The following is a 22,207-nucleotide window of genomic DNA, read 5'->3' as shown; positions in this document are numbered from 1 at the left end:
AAGAATAGAGGTTAATATGAAAGTAAAACAATTAATTGCTAATAACATAAATAAATTAGATACAGCTATTCCATTTAATAAGTCGTTTGGAATCGCTGGTTTATCAGGATCGGGTAAAACAACTTTTTGCCAAACGATTGGCGAAGAATCAAAAAAACGATTAGTTTCTTTATTGCCAAAGGCTGAATATCAATATTTATTTCCTAATATCATGGAAACAAATTTTAGTGCTATTAAGATGGAGGATATGCCTTTAGTACTTTTTCTAGGAAAATCATCGATTTCTTCCAATCCACGTTCAACAATCGGTACACATACTGGTGTTTTCACAGAGGTACGTGAAAAACTTGCTGATGTATTTCATCTTTCACCTGAGGTTTTTTCATTCAATAACCAGTTAGGCTGGTGTACTGGCTGTAAAGGCCGAGGTACTACTAAAAATATTGAGTGTAAAAAATGTAAGGGAAAACGTTATAGCGAAGAAATCGAACAACATACGATAGATTTATTTGCTAAACCACATACAATTTCAAATATTAATGATTTAAGTGTTGAGTCTATTCTTTCGTTAGCGGAAGAGTTAAATATTAGTGAAGCAAAGCAACATATACTGCAAAATATAATTAATATGAACATTGGTTATTTAACATTAAATCGAATTATGGGTACGTTGTCAGGTGGAGAGTTAACAAGACTATATTTGGCTGAATTTATGGCAGTAAGCGAAAATGCTGTAATTATTATTGATGAGATTTCAGTTGGACTTGATCATGAAACATTATTACAAATATTAGAAGAGATTAAGCAGTTAGGGTGTAAAAATCAAATTTGGCTCATTGATCATTCAGATACTGTACTGGATACAACAGATGAGCAATTGTTCTTTGGACCTGGTAGCGGAAAATATGGTGGACAAATTGTGAAAGAATCGCCAAGACCAAAACCAATACTGTCGGATCTAAATAAAGAAGTACCAACAGAATATTATACATTCCATGAATTATATTGCCGTAATATCCAAATGGCGGAGTTTCAAATCCCTAAAAATAGGCTTGTGACGGTTACTGGAGAATCTGGATGCGGGAAATCTACACTTGTCAATGAATGTTTAGCTACAGATTTCTTGAAACGATATCCAAAAGATAAATTAGTTATGGTAGGACAAGATCGAAATCAATCCATTACAAGTCGATCAACTGTAGCCACTTTCCTAGATATTAAAAAGAAACTCACAAAGTATAGCGAAGAAATTGATGATATTTTTGAGCGTTCGATTGAGGATATTATAGAAGAACTCCCAAATGAAGATATTGCGTATAAACGCTTGAGTCTATTAATTAAATTAGGACTAGGTTATTTAACGTTAGAACGAAAAACACAAACATTATCAACAGGTGAGTTCCAATGTGTTCATTTAGTTTCGGAGTTATTTGCAAACACAAGAAATCCACATACATTATTTATTTTTGATGAGCCTTCAAAAGGTTTATCACAAAATATTTTAAACCAATTTATAGATAGTGTTAGAGGGATATTACAAGATGAATCAGTCTCTATCATCATGATTGAACATAATAGTTATATGTTAGAAAGCTCTGATTATATTGTAGATTTCGGGAAAAGACAGCTTGAATCTATAAAGCATCTTGATGTAGTAAGTCATGAAGATTATTATCGTCAAAAAAGCAGTGTGAATAATGCAGAGCAAATACATATTTCTTCAGCACTTAAGCATAAAGAAGGCGTTCACTATTTAGAAGAAAATCATATTCACTATTTTAAAAATGCCGAAAACATTTATAAGGGTGGTATTTTAAAAAGTTTATCATCAATGGCCCGTTTAATTTATAGTGAATATGAATCTGATACAATTGCACCTGTTGTTGCTATTGATCTTGAAAGACATTTATATAGTCAATATAGTTTCTTATATGAAATTGGTGGACTAATTAATCATATTGTAGCTGCTCATCCAACTAATAAAGATACGAGAAGTTTTGATTTCTATTCACAGGACAATCATTGTCCATCTTGTTCTGGACGCCTTCAAATTGAAGTTTTTGATAAAGATATTGCAATTCAAGATAAAAACGTTCCATTTTGGGATGGTTTATTCGATCCGGAAATCATGAAAGTATTAAAATTTTATCAATATGAAAAAATAGAATTTCTATTTGAAGAAATTAAAAATGAGCTTGGTCACGATTTATCAAAGAGCTATAATGATATGTCAGAAGAAGAAAAGCATACGTTTTGGTACGGATATTTTGAAAAATCATTTTATGATAAAAAAGGAAAGACACGCAGAACATGGGTAGGATTTAATACGATTATTGGTGGATATATTGTTATTTCAAAAGCAGCTATTAAAGAAGAAATTAAGACTTCTAAAGAAAAGATGACATGTCCAATTTGTGAAGGGACGGTATTAAATCATCATAAACCGCTTAAATTTGGTAACTTTGATATTCGTGAAATTATTAATCAACCAGTTGATGAAGTGTTGCAAATAGTAAGTGATTTACCTGCACTTCAAAAATTGAAATTTATTGTTGGTGGCGATATGAGATTGACAGAAGATGTTTCTTTACTGCCAAGAAAAGCACAAGTTGCACTGAAAATGTTTGAATTAGAACAGGCAAGCTTTTCAAACTATGAAATGGTGTTACAAAATGTCTTACCATTCTGGGACGAAATAAAAGGAAATATCGAATCCATTAGTGTTAATAATAAAGTAACTGTTTGTGATTTCCCTAATGTTTATGAAACGAGAGAAACCATTATAGATAATTATTTCACAAATGGTAAATATAAAAAACTTACGTATGTATACGAAGCGTTTGGATACAAAAAGTTAGTTACCCAAATTAATAAAATTAAAAAAAGTAATCCATGTCCATTTTGTAAAGGAAAGAAAGTTATTACGGAAGATAATCTACATGATGGTGTATTTAAACTAACAATTCCATGTGTAACTTGTAATGCAACTGGTATTAATGACGAAGGACTAAAAGAAGTTGTTGAGGGCGTGGGTGTACAAACATGGTTAACTGGAAAAGTTTGTGATGTTGTGGATGAAAGCTTATTAACAGAAGCTGTTTCGCAAATACCAATTTTTAATCGTATTCGCGAATTGGATAAACGAGATATGATGGCGGTTTATGAATGTCTTGAGAGTAATCAGTAAAGTTATATTAGTTTATATGTTATTAACATAACTTATATAAAACGTATATTCTTTATAATGTTTATAATAACGCAGTATGAGTATTACAAGGTAATGAAAGAAGATCCAATTTCTTAATGTGAAAATTAAGGAATTGGAATTTTTAGTATTTTCATGTCCCGTATACTATATTTCCAGCTAAGATATGATATGGAGGAGAGATAGAGAAATAAAAGGGACAAACAGTTGATATATTATGTAATTATTATATTATAAAAGTGATTTTTAGGGGTAAAAACAGTTCGCAAGTAATATCTTTTGCTTATAATATCTTCGTTCTGTTGTCTGATTTTTTGGATTTAACAGAAATATATACTTGAATGAAGTATATATTTCTGTTAAATTTATCCTATGGATAGAACGAGTTTAATTAAAGGTCATTTAGAAATGTGTGTATTATCTATTTTGTCGAAAAAGAAAAGTTATGGTTATGAGATTATGAAAGAACTTGAAGTAAACAATTTAAAACTGAAAGGAGTGGGAAGTATTTATCCCATTTTAACTAAGTTGAAAAATCAAGAATGGGTTAATACTTATCAAGTAGTAACAGACAGTGGTAAAGTTAGGATTTATTATGAAATTAATGAAAACGGGAAAATACGTCTTGAGAAAAAAATTAATGAGTGGTTAGAATTGCAATCGGATATTCAAACATTATTAAAAAGCGGTTTGAAAGGAGACCTTCTGAAATGAGGAATAGATTAATAGGTAAAGAAAAGCAATTTTTAACAGACGTACTTAAGGAATTACAGCAATACGATATAAGTTTAGAAGAAAGGGAAAATATTAAGCGACAAATATTAGAACATATTCAAGAATGTCGCGAACATGGTGAAGATAGTATAGATGATTTAGGTACACCTCAATTATTTGTTCAAGATTATTTAGAAATAAATGAAATCGATTTACAAGTTAAGATGAAACAACTTCAAAATGAAAAAGGAAAATTCAATACATTTATCTTACAGGGCATATTCATCGTAATTATTACTTACTTCATCTCGCAAACTACATTTACAATATTTTTAACTCAATCATTTAATCCAACTAATAGTAAAACTACATTTCAGTATAATCTTTTATATCGTATTTCAGAGAATCAATGGTGGAATTCATTATTAATAATGTTTAGTTTTACGCTCTCTGTAGTAGTATTTATTATTTTAGTAAGTTATAAAAAAAGAAAGCTGTCAAAAGCATAATGAAGAATACGATCTATAAAATGTCTCTAATTTTTATTCTTTGTAATGTATTTATGTTATATATTACAGATCCAAAAGTTTACGCTCAGCAAAATATTAAAATCACATTAGATAAGTATATTGAAAAATTTATAAAGGAGCAGAACATTCCAGGAGCTTCTGTTGCAATTGTACATAATAAAGACGTATTCTTTACAAAAACGGTGGGGATTACTGGAGAATCGGAAAAAAAGGTAACTAGTAAAACACCATTTGCAATCGGCTCAATAAGTAAATCTTTAACAGCTTTAGCTATAGTGAAATTAATAGAAGATAAAAAAATAAAATTAGAGGATCCAGTTCAACGATATCTTCCATGGTTTAAACTAAAAGATCCTCAAATATCCTCAACTATAACAATCCAACAACTACTAACTCATACAAGCGGAATAAGTACATATGAGGGCTTAGCATTATCAGATAAACAATCCAAAAATTCTACAGCATTACAAGAAAATGTAATGAAACTTTCAAATTTAAAATTAACTGCTCCACCAGGTGAAAAATATCAATATAGTAATGCGAATTATATAATACTTGGTGCGCTTATTGAGGCCGTCACAAATGAAACATATTCATCATATATGGAAAAGCATATTTTTCAGCCATTAAATATGAATGGCGCGGCAGCAAGTAAAGAAACTGCATATGAAAAAGGTTATTTAACAGGTTATCAGTCGTGGTTTGGCATACCAAGAAAAAGTGTAGTGTCCTATGATAATGCAGGGGCACCGTATGGCTATATTACTGCAAGTTTAGAAGATATGATTCAATTTATTATGTTTTTGAATCGCCAAGAGCACACTCAATTTTTAAAGAAAGAAAACATAGACCTTTATCTATCATCACTTTATAAAAATAATTCAGAAAAAAGTTATGGTTTTGGATTAAGAACAACAAATATAAATAAGGGTGACAAGATGATTTGGCATTCAGGATCAACTCCTGATGCTCGTGCAGAAATATTTATTTTAAATAAAAGTGGCTGGAGTGGTGTGATTTTAACGAATAAAAATCATGTATTAGAAGAGCCAGCATTATCAGTGTTGAAGAATGGGATTATTAGTATTTTGAATGGAAAAGAACCCATGGATCCCCCTAAAAACATACCATTTACACAAATTGTTATGTCGATAGTTATATTCGTGCTTTTCATTACATCAATTATGTTAATTAAAAAATATAAACATAAGAAAACTGTTAAAAAACTAACTTGGTTATTCGTAGGAAATCTATTTCTACTAGTATCTATTATTTTCATCCCGCTTCTTACTTATAGTACAAGCTCACCATGGCGTACGATTAAAATATTTGCGGCAGATGTGGCCTTCCTTACAAGTATTATAGTAATTTTATTAGCTGCGAACGGATTAATACCAATCTTTATAGCCTTAAGAAGGAAAAGGGTATAAAGGTAAATAATTAAAGAAATATAATTTAAGCGTTATAAACAGTTGACTCTCACACAATGTCATTGTTTAAGATGAAGTTGAGCTTCGAAGTAGATGTAATTTATAGGAGGAAAATATGTTTAAAATAGGGGATTTTTCAAAACTATCTTCCATTAGTATTCGTATGTTGAGGCACTACGATAAAGTGGAATTATTACAACCAGTAAAAGTCGATGAACAAAGTGGTTATCGTTACTATTCAGCAGCCCAATTAAAGAAAGTAAATCAAATTCAAACGTTAAAAGATATGGGCTTTAATATTGCTACTATTAAAGAAATAATAGAGAGCGAAAATATGGAAGTAATAAAATCACAATTTGAAAATCGTAGTGCACAAATAAATAATGAGATGTATGACCTCCAAAAACAATTACGTCTTCTCGAAGCCTCAATGAAAATGATGAGAGAGGATGTTGTTGAGATGAACTATCATGTTTTAATAAAAGAAATTCCAGAAAGAAATGTAGCTAGTGTTAGAAAGATTATTCCATCGTATAATTGCGAAGGGGATGTATGGAGTATATTAATGCAAGAAATTCATATGAAAAATATTAGTATTGCTCATCCGAGTTATAGTATTGCGGTTTTCCATGATCGTGAATACAAAGAAAATGATGTAGATGTAGAAATACAGCTAAGTATTTTAGGTAAACATGAAAATACAAATGATGTTATATTTAAAAATATTGAATCAACTCATGTAGCATCTATAACAGTTAATGGAAGTTATGAACAAATGACAGCTGTAAATGAGGCTGCAGCAAAATGGATTGAGTCAGAAGGTTATGAATTAGCAGGCCCGATGTTTAATATTTATCATGTGAGCCCAGCGATGGAATCGGATCCTAATAAGTGGGTTACAGAAGTTTGTTATCCAGTTAAATGATGATAAAGAAAAAAGGCATTATGATATGCCTTTTTTCTTTGTAAACTTATCCATAAATTTCAATTAACCAATCATACATAATTATCTTTCCTTCATAGTTTTCGTATCGGACTATATAGTGCAATGAAAACTTCAAGTAATTTTGTGAAGGCAGCTAAAGCAAATACAAACACTGGATTATAGGCCGAAATAATGCCTCCTACTAACGCTCCAAGTGGCATAGCTAATCGTGTAAGCACACGTGAAAACCCTAAAACTCGCCCTTGCATATTTGATGGGACTGTTTCCTGGCGGACTGAGGCTACAAGTGTATTCCATGCAATATTGCAAGTCATTGCAACACCGAAAGCAATTCCAGGAGCGAACCAATATGTACTCCAAAGCGCAAAAGTTAAGCCGATTGCTCCAACAAATAGGAGTAAAGGAATTAATATGCCGCGCTGCAACCTCTTTTCTAAAGGAGCTGCAATCAAGCTTCCTAAAAGACCACCTATTCCAATTAATGAATAGTTAAACCCACTTTGTTCTGGGGTAAGTTGCAATGTGGATAATAAATAATACATGAATACACCTAAAACCGCACTTGCTCCAAAGTTTCCTATCATAGCTTGAAAAGATAGAGCTATATTTAAACGGTCATTTTTGAGCCATTTAAACCCATTAACCAAATCAGATAGTACATTTTGAAGTGTATTTTTATCTTTACATTTCTTATTTGCGGTTTTCATAGATGGTAATAACATTACAGCAACTAATGTTGCAATAAAAGAAAGAACATTAATCCAAAGTACATGAAACCCACCAATAAATGAAATGAAAACTCCGGCTATCATTGGGCCAAACAAACTAGCCAATTGATTGACCATTTGATATAAAGAATTAGCCTTCGTTAATGATGCACCCGCGATGTGTGGAATGACTGTAATAGTTGTTACATCAAAAAGCATGGACATAACTGCTAAGATAAAAGTAATTACGTATAAATGCCAGATTTCTAATAGATGTAATGCGTGTAGAATTGGTACGAGACTTACTAAAATAATATTGGTAATATCCGCTATCCAAAGTAATTTTTTTCGATCGTATCGATCAATTATTACACCAACTAAAGGGCCGAATAAAACAATTGGCAATACATTAATAGCAAATAAAGAACTCATAATTACAGCTGAACCGGTTAATTGATAGGCAATCCAAGGCAATGCAAAAGTATATAGTGAATCCCCAATTCGTGAAATGAGTAAACCAAAAATAAAAATCTTGTATTCTTTAGAGAAAGTTGTCTTTACGGTAAATCTTTGTTCTTGTTTAAGTTTCACACTATTTATACCACCTTTATTATAGAGGAATTTGAAAAAAATCCGTTCAATATTTGTTATATATAGAATTCTATGATTCTTTTGTGAATCCTACTTTTTAGATGTATTTTAAAATTTTAAGGAGGGAATAAAAATGAAGGCTTTGGATTGAAGATTATTTAAAAACATAATAAAATTATAGTAAACTATTTTGCGAGAAAGTTGATTAAGGAGGGGAAATATTGATACATATAGATAAAAATGTACGAACATCTGGTGCATATGTAATATACGAGAACTTATTTGTTTTCCAAGTTGGGCCAACGAGTAAAGGAGATACATTAGGTGTAGTAAGGCTCGGCGGACATAAAGAAGATGAAGAAACAGCAGTAGAAACTGCTAAAAGAGAAGTGAGAGAAGAAGCTACTATCGATATTACTATTTTGAGTTCACCAAGTACATATTATAAAGAGAACTGGAATGTGCAATCAAAGAAAATAAAGGTAGCAAATGAGATCAATCCAATATTAATTATTGATAGTCCAGATGAAACTTTATCTATTATGTATATGGCACATTCAGAAAATAAGCCATATCCATCTTCTGAAACGAATGGACTTCTATTACTTTCTTTAAGTGATATTAGGCTAATTTGTAGTAAGGAAATAACACTAAAAGATTATATTAAGCAAGGTGGAATAGCTATATTGAAAGAAAAAATGGATATAGACTTAATCTTACAACCTTATCCGCAACTTATGTTTTTAGCAGGAATTTTAAAAGAGGATCCTTTATTACTGCAGCAGTTTCTAAATTAGCAACAAAAGCCACCTTAATAAGGGGCTTTTGTTTTAAATAATTTAATGGTATGTGTATCCTCCATCAGGAAACAATACATTGCCTGTAGTAAAACTATTTTGCATTAAATATAGAACAGTATGTGCAATTTCATCATTATGCCCAGGCCTCTTTAGAAGAGAAAGAGATTTATAAGCTTCATAAGCAGCTAGTCTATTTTCGTTTTGTTCATTTTCCCTCCTTATCGTTCCAGGGGAAACAACATTAACTCTTATAGGAGCTATTTCAACAGCTAAAGCTTTCCCTAAACTCTCAATAGCACCATTACAAGCTCCATAAGCAGGTGCCCCTTTAAGCGGTCTTTGACTAAATGCACCGGACATTAATACGATAGATCCGGAGTCTGAAAGAAAAGGAATTGCATATTTTACGGCATAATATTGTGGCCAAAACTTGCCGATAAAGCTGCTTTCAGCAATATCATCCGTAGCAGTAATTGGTCCAAGGGTATAAGAGGCTCCTGGGGTGAACAAATGATCAAAATTCCCAAGCTTTTTGAAAAAATCTTCTAGTTGGTTTTTATCCTGATTATCCAATACATAAGTTTGAAGACGGTTGTTACTTATTATTTCTTGAGCAATCATTAGTTTTTCTTTCGAACGCCCTGCAATAATAACATGTGCTCCTTGTTCGATTGCTTGTTTTGCTGTTGCTAATCCGATACCTGAGCTCCCACCAATGATAACGATACGATTATCTTTTAATGTAGTAATAGACATATTTTAGCCACTCCCTTAATAAAAACTTTAAAATAAAATTGCTATGCTTTTATTATTCGCTAAAAGATAGCGAGTGAAAAGTACGCACTTTATATGTACATAGTCGCAAATTTCGTACTAACCGCTATTCATGTGGATTTGAGAGGTGAAAAAATGGATTTACAAGAACCGAAATTAAAAGGAGTAATAGCGACATTACAAATCATCGGAGGGAAATGGAAGCCACTCATTTTGTTTATATTATTAACTGATGGAACAAAACGATTTGGTGAATTAAAGCGATTAATACCAGATATATCTCAAGGGACTTTAGCGAAGCAATTGCGTGAATTAGAGCAAGATCAACTAATAGAACGAGAAATTTATCAAGAAATACCACCTAAAGTGGAATATAGTTTATCTGAACATGGAAAAACAGTAACTACTGTCTTAGATAGTATGTGTCGTTGGGGAAGAAGACATTTAGAATATATTAATGAAGATTAACTATAAATATATTATGTAAACTAAAGTGTGTAAAGTTATTATTTTGATAATTTTTATTTTATAATATACTTAATTAAATGATGTTATCGTACATATATTCTTTTAATTGCGGTGGGATGAATTTATGTATAGCTCGAAGTAAGTAGTTGTTTGGGATTGAGAGATGCGTACTTGATATAAAAGGAGATTTACGAATATATAAACTATGAGGCTATTTCGGGGATGATCAGGATTAAACATTTTATGCATTTTAACAAAGGGGAAATAATAAAATGAACGAATTAGAATACAAAAACTTTTATGATAAAGTAGGAAGATTAAATGGATGGGATTTTAGTAAAATAAAATGTGAAACTGTAGGAGATTCATGGGACTTTTATAGAGAGGTAAAAGAAAGATGCAAGCCATCACATATTTTACTAGATGTTGGTACAGGTGGAGGAGAAAATGTACTTAACATAGCATCTTCGGCTAAATTGTTAATTGGAATAGATAATTCTAATGGGATGATTGCTACAGCACATTCTAACTTAAAAAAATCAGGCATACAAAATGTTGAGTTTCTTCAAATGGATTCTGAAGCTTTAGTGTTTCCGCATGCACATTTTGATATAGCTTCAAGTTGTCATGCACCATTTACAGCGACTGAATTATCAAAAGTAATGAAAAAGGATGCTGTTTTCTTAACGCAACAAGTTAGTGAACACGATAAATTAAACCTAAAAGAAGCATTTGGTAGAGGACAATGCTTAGGTGAAAGAGATGGAACTTTAAAAGAAAAGTATATGAGGGAACTTAGTAGTGCAGGATTTGAACGCGTTCAAGTAAGTGAATATGATGTCACTGATTATTACAGTAGCCCTGAAGACCTCATTTTCTTATTAAAACATACGCCTATTATTCCTAATTTTGGAGAAGAGGAAGAAGATTTTACTATTTTACAAAAGTTCATTGACGCAAATAGTTCTGAAAAAGGGATTCGTACGAATTCAAAAAGGTTTATGATTACTGCTGCAAAATTATAATATGTTATAAAGTAAAAGCTGCTTTTCTTTAAAAAAAGCAGCTTTTTGTGCGGGAAAGAAGTTTATACAAAATGGTCTCCATTTAATCTAATATTAATTCGTGCTTCAGTAACAGAAAATTGGGATGGATATAGAGGTAAGGCAGCGAGTATTTTTATACAGAGAACAAGTACGACAGTAAAATTAATCCCAGATTCTAAGCATTTTTATTGGGATTATCCAGAAGTAATAGTAGTAGAAATAAGGTAACGTTGGCAAAGTCAACCTTTTTGAATTATATGTAATAAAGAAATAATGTATAGAGTAAGTAAGTTGCTTAGAGTGTTATTTTTTAGCAGGTGTATTTCCCATTGCGATAGAAATTCTATTCCAACTATTAATTTGATTAATAATCAAGACAAGGTCAATATATTGTTTTTCATCATAATGTTCACATACTCGTTTATATAGGGACTCAGGAACTCTTTTAGTAGGAATAAGTGTAATATGCTCAGCTAGTTCAATAGCGACTTTTTCTTCTGTTGTATAAAAAGTACATTCATCCCAAGTACTTAAGCAATAAATTCTTTGTTCAGTTTCTCCCATTTTTCGTGCATCAGATGTATGTAAATCTATGCAGTAAGCACAGCCATTGATCTGAGAAACTCTAATTTTAATAAGCTCTCTAGTCATTCGATCAATCGTTGATTGCTTTGTGTACTTTTCCATGTCCATCATAATTTTCATAGCATCAGGTGCAGCATCATAGTAAGAAATTCTTTGGGTCACAAAACATCACTCCTTTAGCTTAAGATATTGTTCATTATATCTTGATATGGTCGTTTATACCAATTATTTGAACTATAGCGCAAAACGCTTGAAGTTAAAATTTTATTGCATTAGCCGAAAATGTTAGCGTAACTGCTCTAATACAAAAGTATTATTTTGTTAATTAAAGTTTCAATCTCTAGATGGATTCTTCCTGTTAGTTTTTGAAATACAATACTAATAGATATAATGAATTTGGAGGTTTATTACAATGATTACACATATATCAGATATAAAACTACAAACGGTTTCCATAGAAGGGGTAAAACAAGTATATAAGGATATATTATCTTTTCCAATAAAAAAAGAAACGGCATCTTTTATTCAATTTGAAGTAACACCATACACTACAATTAGTTTTCAAGAAGTATACGAACCAATCGCACCTGCACATTTCGCTTTTGAGATTCCGTATTCAAAATTTCACGAAACAGCAAGATGGTTGAAGGATTCTGGATTACTCATTGTGAAATGGCAAAATGGAAATGTAACTGGTGAAGAGAATGGTTTATTCAATGTATACTTTAAAGACGGAGATGGAAATCTTCTCGAAATTATCGCTCATAGTTATGTTAAAGAAGATGTATTAGTACCGCAGTCCCCTTTAAATATTTTATATGTAAGGGAAATCGGACTTCCTGTTAAAAGTGTACCTGTATTTACAGAATGGTTGAAATCAAATTTAAATATGAAAACGATGGAAGATGGGGATATTTTCAACTTTGTTATAGGTGGCACTGCATACATCGTTGCAACTTGGTGGCAGCGACCTTGGATCCCGATTGCGATGAAAGCTTTACCACCAAAAGTACACGTATCTTTCGGAACAACAGATCAAGCATTTTTACAGCAAATCCAAATTAACTTTAAGAAAAATAGTGTCCCATTTCAATGTAAACATAATGAAGTGTCATTTATTGAGCAGGGATATGCATTTTCAATTGTGCATACACCGCATTTTCCTTCCGATATTCCTAGTAAATTAAACTTACCGCTTTCTATTTAAGGATGGAAAGTGGTAAGTTTTTTATATTTTCGTGGAGAAGGGTTTTAGCTTTATTACACTGAATTTATAGAGGAGTATAATGTATTAGCTTAATTTATAGTAAGGAGAGAAATGAATTGAATTTAGGAAATCCGATCGCTAAAGGGAATACAGCGGAAATCTATCTCTATGATACTAAGGTTGTAAAATTATTTAAAGAATACCTCCCAAATACAGAGTCTATGAATGAAGCAAAAAAACAAAAATATGCGTATTCATGCGGACTATCAGTTCCAAACGTATTTGAAGTGACTAAGATTAAAAATAGACAGGCAATTATTATGGAATACGTAAAAGGGGACAGTATAGGTGATCTCCTGCTTAATAATCTAAATGAGGCAGAGTATTACATAAATATTTGTGTTAATGAACAAAAAAAGATTCATGCTATACGTGTGAATACGGATGAAATGGAAGCGATGGGGGAAAGGTTAGAGCGTCAAATTAAATATGTACATAAATTGGATGAAAAACAAAAGGAAAGTATATTGAATAAGTTACATTCAATCAAATTTGAACCTAGATTATGCCATGGTGATTTCCATCCATTTAATCTAATTTTGAGTGAAAAGAATGTAAGTATTATAGACTGGGTAGATGCTTGCTCAGGTGATATTCGTGTAGATGTGTTTCGTACATATTTATTGTATGCGCAGTCTTATATAGAATTAGCAGAAATGTATTTACAAATATATTGCAGTAATACTGATCTAACAAGAGATGAGATCTTTCAATGGGCTCCTATTATGATTGCAGCTAGATTTTCTGAGAAAGTATCTCCGCAAAATGAAGTGTATTTAAACATATTATTGAAGCAGTATTTATAAGTAATAAAACAAAGGTTGTTTAGTAGATAATTAATAAATAAATGCTATTGTTTAACTAAAGTTTCCTTGTAGTTAAACAACAGCATTTTTAAATATTGATATAGGTATATTTATTTTCAATCTTCATCCTATAAAGATTCATTATCCGTACTTGTTCCTCAGTTAATTCTTCTTTATCCCAATACATATGCATTAAGCTATATTCAAAAATCTCCTTTAATTTTATAAATAATGGAAATTTGTCTATCATCTCTTTAGGTAGTTCATTTTCTTCTTGATACCCTTCAAATAGTGCTTTTGTAATAGAATGCTCATAGTCAACGATATTCCCATTTCCAGCAAATGAATATTCTATCGCACTATAAATAGGAACTGCTAAATCAAATATGTAAAAATGTTTTTCACAGTCTTGAAAATCAATCATTGTTAAGTTTGAATTATTTTTAACTAAAATATTTTCTAACCATAAATCTCCGTGAATTAAGCCATAATTTGAAGGAGATTTTTGTATCTCTTTTATAGAAGTTAAAATGTTAGATGCAATTTCTCTTATAGTAGTTTCTTTTTTAGGGATATACTTAAGAAAATTATATTCTTCATTTTCATACCAATCGTTTATATGTTTAACCGGCATAGTCTGTTCAAAGCTTTTAGAAATACGATGCAATTTTCCAATTTGTTTACCAAGATTTTTAAATATATTAGAATTCCAATCACACCTCGGTAAATGTATACCAGGCGCAGTTTTATATAATACGGCAAAAATCTCTTTGTCTAATGTTAACTTTTCTACTAAATTCCCATTAAGAGAAGGTAATATTGGAGGAACCGCTAAACCATTTTGATATAAAAAGTTCGTATATGTAATTTCTTCTAACTGTTCTTCATATGTTTTGTAGTTTGTAATTCTAATGAAGTATGTAACTTGTTCTGTGAGACATTTATACATCTCATTTGTTATTGGTCTAATGTTAATAAAATTCAAAGGATATAGTTTATTTATTAATTGAAGTATTTCTTTTTCTAGCTCGTTCATTGTAACGTCCTTTCCAAACTTTAATTTTTTACTAGAGAACTAAAAGATTCGTAATTTACAACATTCGTGTTTTATTTTTGATATCCTTTAAAATGAAGCATGAAGTAATGAATGGCTCATGTTATAAAACACAAGAAATATCAAAAGAAAGAAACGAATCTTTTTTATACTTTTATATAAGGAGTGAAGGAAATGAATGCACATATACAGCAGATGATTGATTGGATTGAGAGCAATTTAAAAGAAGAATTTTCATTAAATGAATTATCCCGTTATATGAGGTATTCTCCGTATTACTGTTCTTTTAAATTTCATCAAGTAACAGGTATTAGTATTAGACGTTATGTCCCTCTTAGAAGAATGTACTTGTCTACTGAGGATCTAAAACTGGATAGAAAGATAATCGATGTCGCTTTTGATTACGGGTATTCTTCGCAAGAAGCATATAGCCGAGCTTTCAAAAATGTTTTTGGGATGAATCCAAGAGACTTTAAGCTTAACAAAATGCCACTTCAATCATTTGTTAAACTCAATATAAATAAAGAAGGGGAGTTTAAAATGAATTTTTCTAGAAAATTAGAGGTTGAGCAGTTGCGTAGTGCAAAGAGTGAGCTGTTTGAGAATGATGTATTAAACATATTGAATGGTCAAATGATGTATGAAGAATTTAAAACCGAAAAGCTAATGGGTGATTCGGATTATGCACCATTTAATGAGGCAATGTGTGTGAACCCGGCTACTATACAAGTTTTTAATGAAGATTTTATTAAAACAAGAGCAGAAGGTCATAACAGTTCAGTAGAAAGTTATACAAAAAAAGTCATAGATCCTTTAAAAAATCTTTTTACGAAAAAGTATAAATGCATCGTTTTATGGTTCGGTGAAGATATGTTTTGCCAAATGAATCTACTTACTATACTTTCATACCTTGAACAGTCTTGTTATGAAGGGAAAGTATACTTAAATAGTTTCAGAGAAGATGAATTTAAAGTAAGTCAAACTGAAATGAAGTTAGGAAACTATCACTTTGCGTATAAAGAAGTGCTCGTAAATCATGAAAAAACATCTGTTGAAATACTGCCAGTAATGTATCAGGCTATCGACTTATATTTAGAAATGCTAAAAGAAGATAATACTGTAATGAAATTTATCTCTAAAAATAAAGATTTATCAACTCAAGAATTATTAATGAAGTTGTTTCATCTTTTTCCTACAATCGGATATGGAGATTCTCAGTACATAGAACTGATTAATAAAATAAAGAAGAAAACTACACCTAAAATATAGGTGTAGTTTTCTTCTTATATTTGTTCAAGTAATTCTAATTCTTTTTCTACAAATAGCATTAGTTCTTTAATTGTTTCACCAGAAAAATCAAAACGAATACCGGCTGCATCATACACTTCTTTTATAGATTGCGAGCTTCCTAGTGATAATGCCTTTTTATAATTTTCTAGTGCTTGCTTAGGTTGATCTTTATATTGTTTATACATTTGTAATGCACCAAGTTGGGCGATCGCATATTCAATATAATAAAATGGTACTTCAAAAATATGGAGTACAGGTAACCAACTCGTTGCTATCCAGTTTTCGTAGCCATCAATATGTATGACACTAGACTGATAATGTTTTTGAAGTTGTAAGTATTTTTCATTTCTTTCTTCAGAAGTATGACTTGGATTTTCATATAGCCAGTGTTGAAATTGATCGACAATAAGCATAACAGGTAAATATGAAATAACATCTTTAAAGAAGTTAATTTTTGCTTGTTTTAAATCTTTTTTGTCTGTATAGAAGGTATCCCAATAATTAAGCGAGAATAACTCCATTGTCATACTGGCTAGTTCAGCTGTTTCAGCTGGAATTTCTATATACTGTCGTAATTCTAATGGTTTTACGAGTTCGTTATGAATACTATGCCCCATTTCATGTATAAAAGTGATAATATCATCTTGTGTATAATTTAAGTTCATAAAAATAAAAGATAATTGTGAAGCTGGTAAGTACTCACAAAAGCCACCAGCTGCTTTTCCTTTGCGGCTTGTTAAATCAAGACAATTGTATTTATACATTCGATTTAAAATTGCTGAAAATTCAACATCTAGTTTATTAAAGATATGAGTGCTCTTTTCAATTAAATCATTTTCATTTGCAATAGGTTTAAGTACTTTTTGATCTGGAGTTACAGCTGATACATCCCATGGGCGAAGCGTATCCACTTGCAGTTTTTCTTTTTTCTCTAGCAATATTTTATCTTTAAGCGGCACAACATACTTACGTATGGATTCAGCTAGTTCATAGCAATCTTTCGCTGAATAATCAAAACGCTCGTATTTCTTAAACATATAATCACGATAATTCGCTAGTTGAATATTCTTTGCTTTTTGATGGCGAATTTCAATTAGTTGATTTAATATGTTTTGGAGTTCTTTTTCAACAGATAAAAATTGTTCAGAAATAATGGTTTTTGCCTTTTTACGGATGTCACGATTCGAATCTTGTAAATAGGATTGTAATTCCGTTATCGTTTTTTCTTCTCCGTTCCAAATTCCACTTAATCCTCCAGTGATTTCAAAGTACTCTGTGACTAATTTGTCTTCCTTTATTTCTAGTTCGATATTTTCTTCACAAAATAACTTTTGAGCATTTTTTATTTTTGCATCTAGCAAACCATATACGTTAGAATCTAATTCCATTCGAAAAGGTGACTCTAAATATTTATTATCCAATAAATTTTGGTATCGCTTTAAAAGTGGCTTTACAAATTGTTGATCATGTTCAAAAGTATCCTTTATTTCTTCATCATCCGTATTACATTGAAAGGCGATATAATGTAATCTTAATTGTTCTTCTATTTCCCAAATAACTTTTGACTGCTCTTTTAACCAGTTTTCAAGTTCTAGTTTTGAAGAAATCACTTCATTTTCTAAAGTAGAAAGAGTATTTTCTAATTCTAGAACATTACTAATATCAATTGTATTTAAACGCTCCATAACATATCCCTCACTTTTTATTTATTCATGGAGATATTCTATTTATTAATTGTAATTTCCTTGTTAAGAGGAGAAAATGTGAAATAATGTTAAACTTTAAAGTGATAGAAAGGATGTATTTACTTTTGCTTTATAGAGAGCGTATGAGAATGAGGGGTCTTTTTAAGTGCTTTAATAAGGGAGTGAAATAATGTATAAGTATTTACATATTTTTAATGATATAGAAAAAATGATTCAACATGGAGAGATAAAAGAAGGAAAGAAATTACCTTCTATACGATCACTTGTTACACAATATGAATGCAATAAGGCGACAGTTATACGGGCACTACATGAATTAGAAAAGCGTCATATTATTTATTCCATCCCTCAAAGTGGATACTACGTTGTTCGAAAATCAGGGAGTTTTGTAGAAAATGACGAGATAATTGATTTTGCTACCTCAGCACCAGATCCAGATGTTTTTCCATATTTAGATTTTCAACATTGTATTAATAAAGCCATTGATACATATAAAAATGACTTGTTCGTATATGGGACGCCAAAAGGTTTACCGTCTTTAATTCCGGTTATTCAAAAACAACTGATAAACTATCAAGTTTTCACTAAAGAAGAGAATATTTTTATAACGTCAGGTGTACAGCAGGCGCTAGCAATATTAACTTCTATACCATTTCCAAATGAAAATGAAACGATATTAATTGAACAACCAACATATCATCTATATATTGAATATCTAGAAATAAACAAAATTCCTGTAATCGGTATTAAACGTACGAATGAAGGTATTGACTTAAATGAATTGGAACGCATTTTTCGAACAGGTAAAATAAAATTCTTTTATACAATACCAAGATATCATCATCCGCTCGGAACTTCTTATTCTAAAGATGAGAAAGAAAAAATTGTGTTATTGGCTAAGAAATATAATGTATATATAGTTGAAGATGATTATTTAGCAGATTTAGAAATGGATTCAAAAGCAGATCCGTTATATAGCTTGGATAATGGGAATCATGTCATATATTTGAAAAGTTATTCAAAGATTATTTTTCCAGGTTTACGAGTTGGTGTAGCAGTAATCCCACCGGTAATAGCAAATGATTTCCATACATATAAAAAGATTTTAGATATCGATAGCCCAATGATATCTCAAGCTGCTTTAGAAATTTATATAAAGAGTGGCATGTTTGAACGTCATAAAAATAAAATTAAATCTTCCTATCACGATAGATCTAAAAAACTAGCAGAAACATTAGAAAGAATGCATAATGAAAACCCGCTTTTATTTACATATACAAAGCAAAATGCAATTGGAATCCACACTTGTTTAGAATTACATAAAACGAGTATTTCAGAAATGTTTTTCCAAAGACTAAGTGAAAAACAAATAAGTATTGATACAATTGATAAAAATTATGTGAGAGGTTTTCCGAAAGAAAGACTATTAAAGTTAAACGTATCGAATGTGAAGGAAGATAGGATTGAAGTAGGAATTCGTAAAGTAATTGAGGAAATCAAACAAGTGGAGCGTATAACCTTTCAATTTAAAAAAGAAAAAAATGAAAAAGGAGGTTTGTTGTGAGACGCAAAATAATTCTCTTGTTTGTGTGTATCGCTATAATAATTGAAGCTATTGTTATAACTGCATATTATAATAAAGATGATAATTATAATCCTTAAAAGATACATGGCTAGATTTATCAGAAGATAATCCCTACAGCCAATTCTTAATTACGGGGTTATGGCGGGCGTAAACCAATTAGAACGTGATCTGATCCGTAGGCGGAAACATGAAGGGGTTGAACTGAATAAGAAAGAAGGAAAATTTAAAGGTCGGTTAAAGAAATACCATAAAAATCATGCAGGAATGAACTATGCAGTAAAGCTTTATTAAGAGGGAGATATGACTGTAAATCAAATTTGTGAAATTACAAATGTGTCTAGGGCCACATTATATAGAAAGCTATCGGAAAGGAACAGTTGATGAGTTATACCAAAAATCAGAAATATTTAATAGAGAATAAATTCCATAGAGAGGTGGAATTACATGCCTAAAATTGACAATATGTTAGCGATTCTATGGATGCTTCGCTCAGGTAAAAAAATTACTGCAAAACAAATTTCAGAAAAGTTAGAGATGAATATAAGGACTGTGTATCGTTATATTGATACAATTTCAACAAGTGGCGTACCTATAATTTCAGAACCAGGACATAACGGTGGATACACTTTATTGAACAATTTTATTGAGGCTCCTCTTTTTTTGATTTTGAGGAGCAAACTTCACTATTTCACGCTGCTGTTTTTGCAGAAGAAGCCGGATATTATGGAGGTGAAGCATTAAATAGGGCCATTTCAAAACTAAGTAAATACTCAAATCAAGAGCAGGAAGCAAAGATAAACCAACATTTAAGTAGTCTAGAAGTAATAAGTCGATGTAGTTCACTCTCTATGGAACATTTTTTGAAGGAATTGGAGCAGGCCGTAACTGACGGGTACTCAGTAAAAATTCTTTACTATAAAAGTGGCAAAAAGCAATTAGATTATAGATTGGTCGATCCGTACAGAATTATCTATTGGAATAATAAGTGGTATGTGATTGGATTTTGTCATCTTAGGAATGATATCCGTAGTTTTAGAGTAGATCGAATTGAAAGTTTAATGCTAACCGAAAATAAGTTTAACCGGCCAGAAAATTTTTCAGCACGTGACTTTTTTATAAAAAATCTTCTTCCAACTATAGAAGATACGGAAGGGATTATTTCTTTGGTTATTAGTGGGGATAAAAGTGTATTGGCTGATATTTGCCAACATTGGTTTTTAGAACATTATTTACAAGAACGGACTTCAAATCAAGCAGTTTTTCTTCTTGAAAAAGATATGATACATACATATGTACCTTATTTACTTTTACCGTACAATAAATCTATTAAAGTTATTGAGCCAATAAGTCTTAAGAAAAGACTTATTGAAGTTCTGTCGGAATTAATAAAATTTCATCAAGTATAATAACCATATCAATTGTGATTGGAGTGATATTGGATGCGAACAAAAAAAGTTTTTCTATATGTATTTAATACAATGTCGGACTGGGAATATGGATATTTAATTACCGAACTAAACTCAGGAAGATATTTCAAAAAAGATTTAGTACCTTTAAAAGTAATTACAGTAGGAGCTAATAAAGAAATGATTACTACTATGGGAGGACTGAGCATAAAACCAGATATTTCCCTTGATGAATGTACTCTTGAAAGTAAAGATCTTTTAATTTTGCCAGGAGGGACTACTTGGAGTGAAGAAATTCATCAACCTATTTTGGAAAGAATTGACCAAGCTTTAAAGCTTGACACTATTGTTGCTGCAATTTGTGGTGCAACTGAGGCCCTTGCAAATAGGGGATACTTAGATACTAGAAAGCATACAAGTAATAATTTAGAATACACTAAAATGGTATGTCCTAACTATAAAGGAGAAAAGTTCTATGAGTTGGGATCTGCGGTATCTGATGCGAATTTAGTTACTGCATCAGGAATAGCTCCTCTGGAATTTGCGATGGAAGTACTGAAAAAATTAGATGTATTTGCACCAGATACATTACATGCATGGTATAACCTAAATAAGACTCATAAACCTGAATACTTCTTCGAGTTAATGAATTCATTAAATAGCTGAGCTGAAAAATCAACTTAGCAGATTTATATTTGTTTAAATAATTACCATGCTCTAGACAATGTCAAAGCATGGTTTTTAAATATAACTTAAAAATGGTTATGGAGTAATGAAAAAGCCCAATTTCTCTATTAATTAACGGTGAAGTTGGGCTTTTTAGTATTGAAAATTCCTAAACGTTGTAAATCCGTATTTTCGTGACGGTACATACCCATCAACTTAAGAAAAGTAAACACCGCAAAAACAAAAAAATGAGCTGACTTCTCAAAATAACTACCTGTAGAGAAAGAAAAATTTCATTTAGTGGGTACTTCAAAACCTTAGCTTGATTGCGACGGGGTCACCATATCAAAAAAAAGAAAATTGTGCGTTTAGACATATTTTTCAACCGCTTCCTGTACGTTAAGGGACTCGTTATTTTTTTTACAGTTTTTTATTATGAAATTCTAAATAACTAATTATAATAGGTGAAAAAAACGATCAATAGTTGGGGTACGAAAAGGATTCGAATTTACATTCTTTCTCAATACATATTATGGATAAATAAAGTAAAATATGGGTTGGGGCTATGTCTCATGTTGTGTTAATCCTAACAATAAATAAGGGTACATAATATGCTTTCATACCTTTAAAT

The 22,207-nt window shown here is 31.0% G+C and carries 19 protein-coding genes and 2 pseudogenes; 16 read left to right on the top strand and 5 right to left on the bottom strand.

Going from position 1 to position 22,207, the window contains the following annotated elements:
• Positions 1-16: 16 nt before the first annotated feature.
• From AC3WTA_RS02525 to AC3WTA_RS02505, 5 genes are all read left to right on the top strand, one after another.
• Positions 17-3,187, top strand: a complete 3,171-nt coding sequence (locus tag AC3WTA_RS02525) for an ATP-binding cassette domain-containing protein (protein ID WP_000865433.1) — start codon at positions 17-19, stop codon at positions 3,185-3,187.
• A gap of 426 nt (positions 3,188-3,613) precedes the next feature.
• The gene (locus AC3WTA_RS02520) at positions 3,614-3,919 is read left to right on the top strand and encodes a PadR family transcriptional regulator (RefSeq protein WP_000338007.1); all 306 of its coding nucleotides are present in this window, start codon (positions 3,614-3,616) and stop codon (positions 3,917-3,919) included.
• The gene (locus AC3WTA_RS02515; RefSeq protein ID WP_002096590.1) at positions 3,916-4,428 is read left to right on the top strand and encodes a DUF1700 domain-containing protein; all 513 of its coding nucleotides are present in this window, start codon (positions 3,916-3,918) and stop codon (positions 4,426-4,428) included. The genes AC3WTA_RS02520 and AC3WTA_RS02515 overlap by 4 nt, the downstream gene beginning before the upstream one ends.
• A complete protein-coding gene (locus AC3WTA_RS02510; protein ID WP_098656564.1) occupies positions 4,428-5,879 on the top strand; it encodes a serine hydrolase domain-containing protein in 1,452 nt (483 codons plus the stop codon). The genes AC3WTA_RS02515 and AC3WTA_RS02510 overlap by 1 nt, the downstream gene beginning before the upstream one ends.
• A 115-nt stretch (positions 5,880-5,994) precedes the next feature.
• Positions 5,995-6,804 (top strand): MerR family transcriptional regulator, encoded by an 810-nt coding sequence (locus AC3WTA_RS02505; protein ID WP_088107183.1) that lies wholly within the window; start codon positions 5,995-5,997, stop codon positions 6,802-6,804.
• Between the two features lie 92 nt (positions 6,805-6,896).
• On the opposite strand, the gene AC3WTA_RS02500 is transcribed toward AC3WTA_RS02505, so the two are convergent.
• On the bottom strand, positions 6,897-8,123 hold the full coding sequence (locus tag AC3WTA_RS02500; RefSeq protein WP_098656563.1) for an MFS transporter: 1,227 nt from the start codon (positions 8,121-8,123) through the stop codon (positions 6,897-6,899).
• A 221-nt stretch (positions 8,124-8,344) separates the two neighbouring features.
• Between AC3WTA_RS02500 and AC3WTA_RS02495 the strand changes: the two genes are divergently transcribed.
• Entirely contained in the window at positions 8,345-8,920 is a 576-nt protein-coding gene (locus tag AC3WTA_RS02495) for an NUDIX hydrolase (RefSeq protein ID WP_000581289.1), read from the top strand.
• 42 nt (positions 8,921-8,962) lie between these two features.
• On the opposite strand, the gene AC3WTA_RS02490 is transcribed toward AC3WTA_RS02495, so the two are convergent.
• On the bottom strand, positions 8,963-9,679 hold the full coding sequence (locus AC3WTA_RS02490; protein WP_048547026.1) for an SDR family oxidoreductase: 717 nt from the start codon (positions 9,677-9,679) through the stop codon (positions 8,963-8,965).
• A gap of 153 nt (positions 9,680-9,832) precedes the next feature.
• Between AC3WTA_RS02490 and AC3WTA_RS02485 the strand changes: the two genes are divergently transcribed.
• The 3 genes from AC3WTA_RS02485 to AC3WTA_RS02475 all read left to right on the top strand — a co-directional run bounded on the left by AC3WTA_RS02485 (position 9,833) and on the right by AC3WTA_RS02475 (position 11,439).
• Positions 9,833-10,165, top strand: a complete 333-nt coding sequence (locus AC3WTA_RS02485; protein WP_000365527.1) for a winged helix-turn-helix transcriptional regulator — start codon at positions 9,833-9,835, stop codon at positions 10,163-10,165.
• A 272-nt stretch (positions 10,166-10,437) separates the two neighbouring features.
• Positions 10,438-11,190: a class I SAM-dependent methyltransferase gene (locus AC3WTA_RS02480; RefSeq protein ID WP_001003844.1), complete on the top strand. Its 753-nt coding sequence runs from the start codon at positions 10,438-10,440 to the stop codon at positions 11,188-11,190.
• Between the two features lie 45 nt (positions 11,191-11,235).
• The gene (locus AC3WTA_RS02475; protein ID WP_000334477.1) at positions 11,236-11,439 is read left to right on the top strand and encodes a hypothetical protein; all 204 of its coding nucleotides are present in this window, start codon (positions 11,236-11,238) and stop codon (positions 11,437-11,439) included.
• A 75-nt stretch (positions 11,440-11,514) separates the two neighbouring features.
• On the opposite strand, the gene AC3WTA_RS02470 is transcribed toward AC3WTA_RS02475, so the two are convergent.
• Complete coding sequence (locus AC3WTA_RS02470) at positions 11,515-11,958, bottom strand: carboxymuconolactone decarboxylase family protein (protein WP_000194099.1); 444 nt, start codon at positions 11,956-11,958, stop codon at positions 11,515-11,517.
• Positions 11,959-12,208: 250 nt separating this feature from the next.
• Between AC3WTA_RS02470 and AC3WTA_RS02465 the strand changes: the two genes are divergently transcribed.
• Together AC3WTA_RS02465 and AC3WTA_RS02460 are read left to right on the top strand one after the other, a co-directional pair.
• Positions 12,209-13,003, top strand: coding sequence for a VOC family protein (locus AC3WTA_RS02465; protein ID WP_000627930.1), 795 nt, complete (start codon positions 12,209-12,211; stop codon positions 13,001-13,003).
• A gap of 116 nt (positions 13,004-13,119) precedes the next feature.
• The gene (locus AC3WTA_RS02460) at positions 13,120-13,869 is read left to right on the top strand and encodes an aminoglycoside phosphotransferase family protein (protein ID WP_098656562.1); all 750 of its coding nucleotides are present in this window, start codon (positions 13,120-13,122) and stop codon (positions 13,867-13,869) included.
• 88 nt (positions 13,870-13,957) lie between these two features.
• On the opposite strand, the gene AC3WTA_RS02455 is transcribed toward AC3WTA_RS02460, so the two are convergent.
• The gene (locus AC3WTA_RS02455) at positions 13,958-14,905 is read right to left on the bottom strand and encodes a phosphotransferase enzyme family protein (protein ID WP_001003817.1); all 948 of its coding nucleotides are present in this window, start codon (positions 14,903-14,905) and stop codon (positions 13,958-13,960) included.
• A gap of 192 nt (positions 14,906-15,097) precedes the next feature.
• Between AC3WTA_RS02455 and AC3WTA_RS02450 the strand changes: the two genes are divergently transcribed.
• The gene (locus AC3WTA_RS02450; protein WP_000991133.1) at positions 15,098-16,192 is read left to right on the top strand and encodes a helix-turn-helix domain-containing protein; all 1,095 of its coding nucleotides are present in this window, start codon (positions 15,098-15,100) and stop codon (positions 16,190-16,192) included.
• A 14-nt stretch (positions 16,193-16,206) separates the two neighbouring features.
• Here AC3WTA_RS02450 and AC3WTA_RS02445 read toward each other — a convergent pair whose 3' ends face one another.
• The gene (locus AC3WTA_RS02445; protein WP_000440496.1) at positions 16,207-17,898 is read right to left on the bottom strand and encodes a M3 family oligoendopeptidase; all 1,692 of its coding nucleotides are present in this window, start codon (positions 17,896-17,898) and stop codon (positions 16,207-16,209) included.
• Positions 17,899-18,088: 190 nt separating this feature from the next.
• Between AC3WTA_RS02445 and AC3WTA_RS02440 the strand changes: the two genes are divergently transcribed.
• From AC3WTA_RS02440 to AC3WTA_RS02425, 4 genes and pseudogenes are all read left to right on the top strand, one after another.
• Positions 18,089-19,483 carry an aminotransferase-like domain-containing protein gene (locus tag AC3WTA_RS02440; protein ID WP_000280084.1) on the top strand — a complete coding sequence of 465 codons (1,395 nt, stop codon included), beginning with the start codon at positions 18,089-18,091 and terminating at the stop codon, positions 19,481-19,483.
• 91 nt (positions 19,484-19,574) lie between these two features.
• Positions 19,575-19,885 (top strand): annotated as a pseudogene (locus AC3WTA_RS02435) (helix-turn-helix domain-containing protein); the annotation flags it as partial.
• Between the two features lie 63 nt (positions 19,886-19,948).
• Positions 19,949-20,910: pseudogene (locus AC3WTA_RS02430) on the top strand (helix-turn-helix transcriptional regulator).
• 33 nt (positions 20,911-20,943) lie between these two features.
• Positions 20,944-21,576 carry a type 1 glutamine amidotransferase family protein gene (locus AC3WTA_RS02425; RefSeq protein ID WP_098654044.1) on the top strand — a complete coding sequence of 211 codons (633 nt, stop codon included), beginning with the start codon at positions 20,944-20,946 and terminating at the stop codon, positions 21,574-21,576.
• The last annotated feature ends 631 nt before the right edge of the window (positions 21,577-22,207 follow it).

It is taken from the genome of Bacillus sp. EB106-07-01-XG149, assembly GCF_058791555.1.
Note: the sequence above shows the minus strand (reverse complement) of the source record. Positions and strands in the feature narration are given on the sequence as shown.